The 4,004-nt window shown below is 59.4% G+C and carries 2 protein-coding genes, 1 tRNA gene and 1 pseudogene; 2 read left to right on the forward strand and 2 right to left on the reverse strand.

The genetic code is table 11. The features are described 5' to 3' along the window. A pseudogene (locus ACF8AM_RS11775) lies at nt 1-1,810 on the reverse strand (class I tRNA ligase family protein); the annotation flags it as partial. 161 nt (nt 1,811-1,971) lie between these two features. Then, nucleotides 1,972-3,039, reverse strand: a complete 1,068-nt coding sequence (locus tag ACF8AM_RS11780; RefSeq protein ID WP_392555820.1) for a hypothetical protein — start codon at nt 3,037-3,039, stop codon at nt 1,972-1,974. Between ACF8AM_RS11780 and ACF8AM_RS11785 the strand changes: the two genes are divergently transcribed. Both ACF8AM_RS11785 and ACF8AM_RS11790 read left to right on the forward strand, forming a co-directional pair. Further along, entirely contained in the window at nt 3,038-3,691 is a 654-nt protein-coding gene (locus ACF8AM_RS11785; protein WP_392555821.1) for a phosphoribosylanthranilate isomerase, read from the forward strand. The genes ACF8AM_RS11780 and ACF8AM_RS11785 overlap by 2 nt on opposite strands. A gap of 76 nt (nt 3,692-3,767) precedes the next feature. Then, nucleotides 3,768-3,852, forward strand: a tRNA-Leu gene (locus ACF8AM_RS11790). Nucleotides 3,853-4,004 lie beyond the last annotated feature (152 nt).

The following is a 4,004-nucleotide window of genomic DNA, read 5'->3' on the forward strand; positions in this document are numbered from 1 at the left end:
ACAAGTCGACCGGCATCCAATCCTTTTCATTTTGCGGATCGATCAATGCGTCGTTGTTCTTGGGGTCGATGTAACGCAATTAGTAACAGCATGAAACGGCCCAATGAGGAAAAGTTTTGGTTTCGCGGCGGTAGCGTTTGCCGTCGAGCTCCACGATCAACCAATCGTCGTCGGCTTTCGCGAGCGGTGGCTCGGGGCGGCCGTGCGGTTTGAAGTCCGCGAGTTCTGGTAGCGTCACGGGCAATTGATCATCGGGGACCAAGCGACGCACGCCGGTCGCGTTGCCTTCGGAGTCAATTTCATGCAAGACGGGAAACGGTTCCCCCCAGAAACGCTGGCGGCTGAACAGCCAATCCCGCAGCTTGTAATTGACAGCTTCGCAGGCCAAGCCTTGTTTGGCCAATTCCGCGGTCAAAGCGGCTTTGACTTCTGCGGTTGTTTGGCCATCGTATTCGCCGCTGTTGATCGCGACGCCTTCCGCAGCGAAGCAGGCTTTGCCGGCCAATATTTCTTCGCGTTGCTTGTGGTCGGCGGGAGGATCGACGACTGGGATGACAGGTAAATCAAACGCCACGGCGAATTCAAAATCGCGTTCGTCGTGAGCAGGAACCGCCATGATCGCGCCGGTTCCATAACCTGCCAACACATAGTCCGCGACCCAAATCGGGATGCTGCGTCCGTCGGCTGGGTTGATCGCATACGAGCCCGTGAAGACGCCGGTTTTGGCTCGATCGCCATCGGTTCGTTCGCGGTCACTTTTGAACGAGGCCTTTTCGCGATAGGCGTCGACTTCGTCTTTCTGTTCGGGTTTGACCAACACATCGATCAACGGATGTTCGGGCGCGACCACCATGTAGGTCGCTCCGAACAAGGTGTCCGGACGTGTCGTGTAAACACGCAAGCAATCCTTGCCAGGATCGGTTGGAAAGCCTTCCGTTTCGCGAGCTCGCTTGAATGCAACGAACGGACCGGTGTCGTCGTCGGCGGCACCGCGTTGCAGGTAGAAGTCGACTTCGCCACCGGTGCTGCGGCCAATCCAATCGGACTGCAATTTCTTGATGCCGGTTGGCCAATCGAGGTCGTCCAAGCCTTCCAGCAATCGTTCGGCGTAATCTGTGATCCGCAACATCCATTGCCGCAGGGGAATCCGCTTGACCGGGTGCCCACCGACTTCACTTTTGCCATCGACCACTTCTTCGTTGGCCAACACCGTGCCGAGTTTGGGGCACCAGTTCACCAAGGCGTCATCGAGGTAAGCCAACCGCTTTGAATCGCGATACTGCTCGATGGCCATCTCGCCTTCGGCGGTGACTTCGGCAGGGATTGGCAACTCCGAGATCGGTCGGCCTTTTTGTTGGTCGTGGTCGAACCAGGTGTCGTACAGCACGCCGAAGATCCACTGCGTCCAGCGGAAGTACTCTTCGTCGGTGGTTGCCAAGACTCGGTCCCAGTCGTAACTGAAACCGAGCATCTTCAATTGGCGAGTGAAGTTGTCGATGTTGCGTTGGGTTTGAACGCGAGGGTGCTCGCCAGTTTTGATCGCATGCTCTTCGGCGGGCAATCCAAACGCGTCGAATCCCATCGGGTGCAAAACCGATTCCCCGCGAGCTCGTGCGAATCGCGAAACGATGTCGGTTGCCGTGTAGCCTTCGGGGTGCCCGACGTGCAATCCGTCACCACTGGGATAGGGGAACATGTCCAGCACGTAGCGTTTCTTTTCGCCGACCTTTTCGGGCGTGGCGAAAGTGTGGTGTTCGTCCCAGTAGGCTTGCCAGCGAGGTTCAATTTCGTTGGGGTTGTAGCGGACCATGTCGTCTTAGCGATGCGGGGAAGGGCAGGGCAGAGCAGGGCTGGGCACTCGAGATTAAAAACGACCGCCTGCGCTGCAAACAGGTTCCCTCAGGGGGCGTTTTCGGGCAAGCGGTCTGGTGCGAGAGCCGCGTAAGGGGTTCGCTGGATCGCACTCGGCGGTCAGGCGATGCCGACCACGCGGATCAGAACCAGCACGCTCGCCGCGACCACCAGGCTCACAGCAGCCGTTCGCCGCAACCAGACTCCTGCGGGTTGGGTTACCGCGACCCATTCGGCTCGAAACGCCATTTCCGTCCAGTTTTCGGCCTCATCTTGGGCCTGCGACGCTTCTTCTTTCTGATCGCTGATGCCCAGCGATGCCAGTTCCAACCGGCGGGCAGGGCAGGTCTCGACCCAGGTCCAGCCCGTGATGGCGACCATGAGAGCCACGCCGATCGCCCAGGCCCAGGCTCGAGTCGGCCACAACATGGGCAGCGCGTTCACCTCGATGGAGCTCGCAAACATCGCGATGCGATCCGCATTGGCTCGCTCGTATCCCGCCAACCATTCGTTGGTGCGTGCCGTTTCGCTCTGCCAGAACGCAGCCCACTTGGAGGCGTTTTCAGATCCATTGGAGGACGATTGGGAAGTCGTGTGACTGGCCAATCGAAGCGGCGACTCCGAGGCATTCTCGTTGGACGCGACTCGGCCTTGTTCGGCTTTTGCGTAGAAGGCCGCCACTTCACTTCGCCAACGCACCCATCCCACATTGGCGGACGCTTTGGGCTGTTGAGCCTCCAGCAGACGTTTGCGAAACCCGTCCACGTTGTCGCTGGTCACGACACGATGGGACCACTGGATGGATTGACGATCTGTCGCGGAAGATTGCGCCGGAACGGGTTGCGGGTATGACACTCGGTGCCGTGCTGGTTCCAGCGGCCAGATTGCCATCACCAATGTGAAACTGGCGATTGAAGTGACCGCGATGCCGACAAGCGGGTTGCGTGTTAGGATTCTCAATGCAGCGAACTTGCCAGACACGAAACGATGCCACTGAAAACGCGAGGGATCGGCGATTCGGCCGCGATCGGAGAGATCGCAGACCGTCCTTGTTGATGATCGGTCGGTTCCGCTTCGGTGATCCAGGAAACTTGAAACGATTGTGACAACCTTGCCTCCATCCGGCCCCGGCGATCCCCCAACCACGCAGCCATTTCGGTCGCCTTTTGCAATCAAAATCTGCGGCATGCGAAGCGTGCAGGATGTGCGATCCGTTGCGGATTCCGGAGCCGACGCGGTGGGATTGAACTTCTACGAACCCAGCGTCCGTTCGCTCAACCCCGATGCGGAGGAAACCATCCGAATCAACCAAGTCGCCCGAGAAGTTGGGCTGACGCGAGTCGGATTGTTCGTCAACCATGACTTGGAGTTCATCCAGCGGGTGGCTGGTTCGTTGCGGCTGGATTGGATCCAGTTGCATGGTGACGAACCGGTTTCGTTGGCGAAGTCTTTGATCGCGAAAGGCGAGCGAGTGCTGAGGGCCGTCCGTCTGCCACGCGGGAAACTCTCGCCCAGCCAGATCAATGCTGTCATCGGTGAGTGGGGGGCGGTGGACGTATCGCTGTTGCTCGACGCGGACGCGGGAGCCTCGTTTGGCGGTGGCGGCCAGTCGCTGGATTGGCCCAGCATTCGAGTGTGGGCGGATCGCCGCGGTGAGTCGGCGGCGGGGTGGGTGCTGGCCGGAGGTCTGACTCCCGAAAACGTCGCGGAGGCGGTTCAGGTCAGCGGGGCGACCGGCGTCGACGTTGCCAGCGGCGTGGAGCAGCCCAAAGGTCAGAAAAACGCCGCGAAAATCCGTCAATTCGTCGCAGCCGTCCAGCGAGGAGGGGCAGCCCGGTGAATCCAGGCTGACCAGGCGTTGACGTCGGACAGATTTGTGCCAAACTTTGCCACCCAGTCAAAGACCAACACAGCTCGCGGCCGTGGCGGAACTGGCAGACGCGCTAGGTTGAGGGCCTAGTGGGAGTTAATCCCGTGGAGGTTCGAGTCCTCTCGGCCGCATCCAAAGAACCCCGTGATTCACGGGGTTTTTTCATGCGCGGATGGAATTTCCCGTCGTCGGCATTCCCAGCAGAATGGTTAGGAATGGACCCCGATGCACCACCATTGTCTGAATCAGGTGCAACCAGTGGTGCAGCCGTTCATCTGATGGT

The organism is Rhodopirellula sp. JB055 (genome assembly GCF_043100905.1).
In the GTDB taxonomy this organism is placed as follows: Bacteria; Planctomycetota; Planctomycetia; order Pirellulales; family Pirellulaceae; genus Rhodopirellula.